The organism is aff. Roholtiella sp. LEGE 12411 (assembly GCF_015206995.1).
Lineage (GTDB): Bacteria > Cyanobacteriota > Cyanobacteriia > Cyanobacteriales > Nostocaceae > Komarekiella.
Genome location: NZ_JADEXR010000264.1, coordinates 1 through 4,045, shown reverse-complemented (window position 1 = coordinate 4,045; position 4,045 = coordinate 1). Strand labels below are relative to the sequence as shown.

At 50.8% G+C, this 4,045-nt stretch carries 2 protein-coding genes; one reads left to right on the top strand and one right to left on the bottom strand.

The features are described from left to right. Positions 1-3,738, bottom strand: a 3,738-nt coding sequence (locus IQ246_RS29050) for an S-layer family protein (protein WP_194006748.1), incomplete at its 3' end; no start/stop codon positions are given. On the opposite strand from IQ246_RS29050, the gene IQ246_RS29045 reads away from it, so the two are divergent. Further along, entirely contained in the window at positions 3,738-3,932 is a 195-nt protein-coding gene (locus IQ246_RS29045; protein ID WP_194006747.1) for a hypothetical protein, read from the top strand. The two genes, IQ246_RS29050 and IQ246_RS29045, sit on opposite strands and share 1 nt — an antisense overlap. Positions 3,933-4,045 lie beyond the last annotated feature (113 nt).

Sequence of the window (4,045 nt, the reverse complement as noted above, 5' to 3'; positions counted from 1 at the left end):
CACAGCAGTACCTTGGGTTGCACCATTCACACCAGTAATGCTGAAGTTACTGCTATCAACGTCAGTATCATTAGCTAGCAGAGTACTAGCTTTGATATTCACGGCAGTATTAAAAGCAGTAGTAACACTATCATTAACTGCTACAGGTGCATCATTGACTGGCTTGACGTTGAGGTTAAAAGTACTGGTAATGCTACCGCCATTACCATCGCCAACAGTGAACTCGAAACTGTCAGTGCCGTTGTAGTTGGCATTGGGAGTGTAGATGAACAAGTCATCGCTGGGGTTGTCTGTAGTGCCGTTGTCGTTGAGCGTGAGTGTGCCGTTAGTGGGGTTGGTGAAGCTATTAATACTTAGGATATCGCCATCAACATCAAAATATCTACGGAGAATATTCTGAGCAAGGATGTTAACAGCAGTATCTTCGTTGGTGGTAGCCGCAGTGGCAAAGCCAAACACCACGTAGCTTGACCCTGGACTATACTGTCCGTTGGAGGAGGCAGCAGTTGCCCCGATAATCAGGTCATCGAAGCCGTCACCGTTGATATCCCCGGCACTGCTGACCGAGCCGCCTGATAAGTCACCGCTATTAATGCCGTTAATCACCAAGCCGTTGCTGCCATTGAGAGAGGAGAGGTTGAGGCTGGCATTAAAGCCACTATTAGTGCCAAACACCACGTAGCTTGACCCGGCATAATTTTGACCGTTGGGGTCGGCACGATTTACCCCGATAATCAGGTCATCGAAGCCGTCGCCGTTGATATCCCCGGCATTGCTGACCGAGCCGCCTGAGAAGTCAAATTCATTGATGCCGTTAATCACGAAGCCGTTGCTGCCATTGAGAGAGGAGAGGTCGAGGCTGGCACTAAACCCACTATTAGTGCCAAACACCACGTAGCTTGACCCGGCATTCTCCTGTCCGTTGGGGTCGGCATATCTTGCCCCGATAATCAGGTCATCGAAGCCGTCGCCGTTGATATCCCCGGCATTGCTGACGGATGAGCCTGAAAAGTCACCTGAATTAATGCTGTTAATCACGAAGCCGTTGCTGCCATTGAGAGAGGAGAGGTCGAAGCTGGCACCAAAACCACTATTACTACCAAACACTACGTAGTTTTGACTACTTGTGTTGATAATCACGTCATCAAAGCCGTCCCCGTTGATATCCCCCGCATTGCTGGCGGAGTTGCCTAAGTTATCATCATTATTATTGTTGTTAATTACGAAGCCGTTGCTACCGTTGAGGTCAAAGAGATTGAAGCTAGCTCCAAAGCCACTATTACTGCCAAACACCACATAGCTGGAGATGGAACTAAAGGCACCTAATGCCCCGATAATTAGGTCATCAAAGCCGTCGCCGTTGACGTCTCCCGCACTGCTGACGGAGGTGCCTGAGGCGCGCAATGCATTAGTAGTGCCGTTAATCACGAAGCCGTTGCCGCCATTGAGTGAGTCGAGATTGAGGGTGGCTCCAAAGCCACTATTACTGCCAAACACCACGTAGCTTGACCCTCCTCTATCCACTCGTCCGTTGGGGTCGGGACCACTTGTCCCGATAATCAGGTCATCAAAGCCGTCGCCGTTGACGTCTCCTGCACTGCTGACGGAGGTGCCTGAGTAGTCAAGGAGACCAATACCGTTAATCACGAAGCCGTTGCTGCCATTGAGGGAGGAGAGATTGAGGCTAGCTCCAAAGCCACTATTACTACCAAACACTACGTAGCTCTCGCCTGCAAGAGTCTGTCCATTGGGGAAGGCATTTGGTGCTCCAATGATCAGGTCATCGATGCCGTCGCCATTGATATCTCCGGCATTGCTGACGGAGGCGCCTGAGCGGTCACGCCTATTAATGCCGTTAATCACGAAGCCGTTGCTGCCATTGAGTGAGTCGAGATTCAAAACTGAGATGCTAAGTGCATCATTCACTCCGTTAATGCTCAAGCTGATGCTAGCTGTATTAGTCAAGCCGCTGCCATCGTTGATGGCGTATGTAAAGCTGTCAGTGGCTGTTTCACCTACAGCCAAAGCATTAAATTGAGCATTAGGGTCGTAGGTGAAGGTACCATCAGCATTCAGGGTAACTAAAGCACCAGAACTCAGGGTAATGGCAGTGCCAACAACAATTGTCGTACCGTTGACAGCCGTTACCGTTAGAGAGTTGTTGTCATTAGCTAAAACCGAAATATTAACAGCAGTGTCTTCGTCAGTGGTAGCTGTGTCATTAACTGTAGGAGATGCAAACCCAAAGACCACGTAGCTTGACCCTGCACTCTGCTGTCTGTAGGGGTCGGCATATCTTGCCCCGATAATCAGGTCATCGAAGCCGTCGCCATTGATATCTCCGGCACTGCTGACGGAGGTGCCTGAGTTGTCACCTGCATTAATGCCGTTAATTACAAAGCCCTCACTGCCATGCAGGGATGAGAGGTCGAAGCCAGCACCAAAGCCACTATTAGTGCCAAACACCACGTAGCTTGACCCAGCTCTCTCTTGACTGTTGGGGTCGGCATATCTTGCCCCGATAATCAGGTCATCAATGCCGTCGCCGTTGATATCTCCTGCACTGCTGACGGAGAAGCCTGAGTTGTCACCTGCATTAATGCCGTTAATCACGAAGCCGTTGCTGCCATTGAGTGAGGAGACGTCGAGGCTGGCACTAAAGCCACTATTAGTGCCAAACACCACGTAGCTTGACCCTGCATCAACCTGACCGTTGGGGTCGGCACCTCTTGCCCCGATAATCAGGTCATCAATGCCGTCGCCGTTGATATCTCCTGCACTGCTGACGGAGGTGCCTGATAAGTCACCAACATTAATGCCGTTAATTACAAAGCCGTTGCTGCCATTTAGAGAGGAGAGGTCGAGGCTGGCACTAAAGCCACTATTAGTGCCAAACACCACGTAGCTTGACCCGGAACTATTCTGACCGTTGGGGTCGGCATATCTTGCCCCGATAATCAGGTCATCAAAGCCGTCGCCGTTGATATCTCCGGCACTGCTGACGGAGAAGCCTGATAAGTCAAACCTATTAATGCCGTTAATCACGAAGCCGTTGCTGCCATTGAGTGAGGAGACGTCGAGGCTGGCACTAAAGCCACTATTAGTGCCAAACACCACGTAGCTTGACCCGGCTCTATCCTGACCGTTGGGGGACGCACGGTATGCCCCGATAATCAGGTCATCAAAGCCGTCGCCGTTGATATCTCCTGCACTGCTGACAGATATGCCTGAGCCGTCACCTGCATTGCCGTTAATCACGAAGCCGTTGCTGCCATTTAGAGAGGAGAGGTCGAGGCTGGCACTAAAGCCACTATTAGTGCCAAACACCACGTAGCTTGACCCTGCATCAACCTGACCGTTGGGGTCGGCATCTGATGCCCCAATAATCAGGTCATCGAAGCCATCGCCGTTGATATCTCCTGCACTGCTGACGGAGTTGCCTGATTCGTCACCTGCATTGCCGTTAATCACGAAGCCGTTGCTGCCATTGAGTGAGGAAACGTTGAGGCTGGCACTAAAGCCACTATTAGTGCCAAACACCACGTAGCTTGACCCTGCATCAACCTGACCGTTGGGGTCGGCACGAAATGCCCCGATAATCAGGTCATCGAAGCCGTCGCCGTTGATATCTCCGGCACTGCTGACGGAACCGCCTAAGAAGTCACGCTCATTAATGCCGTTAATCACGAAGCCGTTGCTACCGTTGAGGTCAGATAGATTTAAAACGGAATTTGCCATTGTTGTTGATTCTCCAAGTCCTGTTTGGTTGTGTTTGTCGGATGAGTCTAGACGTAAAACTTGACGCTGGTTCTTCGCTAGCGCTAACGCTGGGAACAGAACAATTCGCATTAGTTGTTGTTACGCACACTCTAGAAATTCTCGGCTTTCCTGGCGTCTTCTCTGCTAGAACACCGATTAACTATTCAAGATAGGGGCGAGAAAAACCGATTCTCTGGAAGCCGCTGTAGGCGTTTGATAAGAGGCAGTCTTGCTGGGGGAACTAAAGGTACAAGGCTCACCCGCAAGTGGCGTGAAAGCTCCCTTG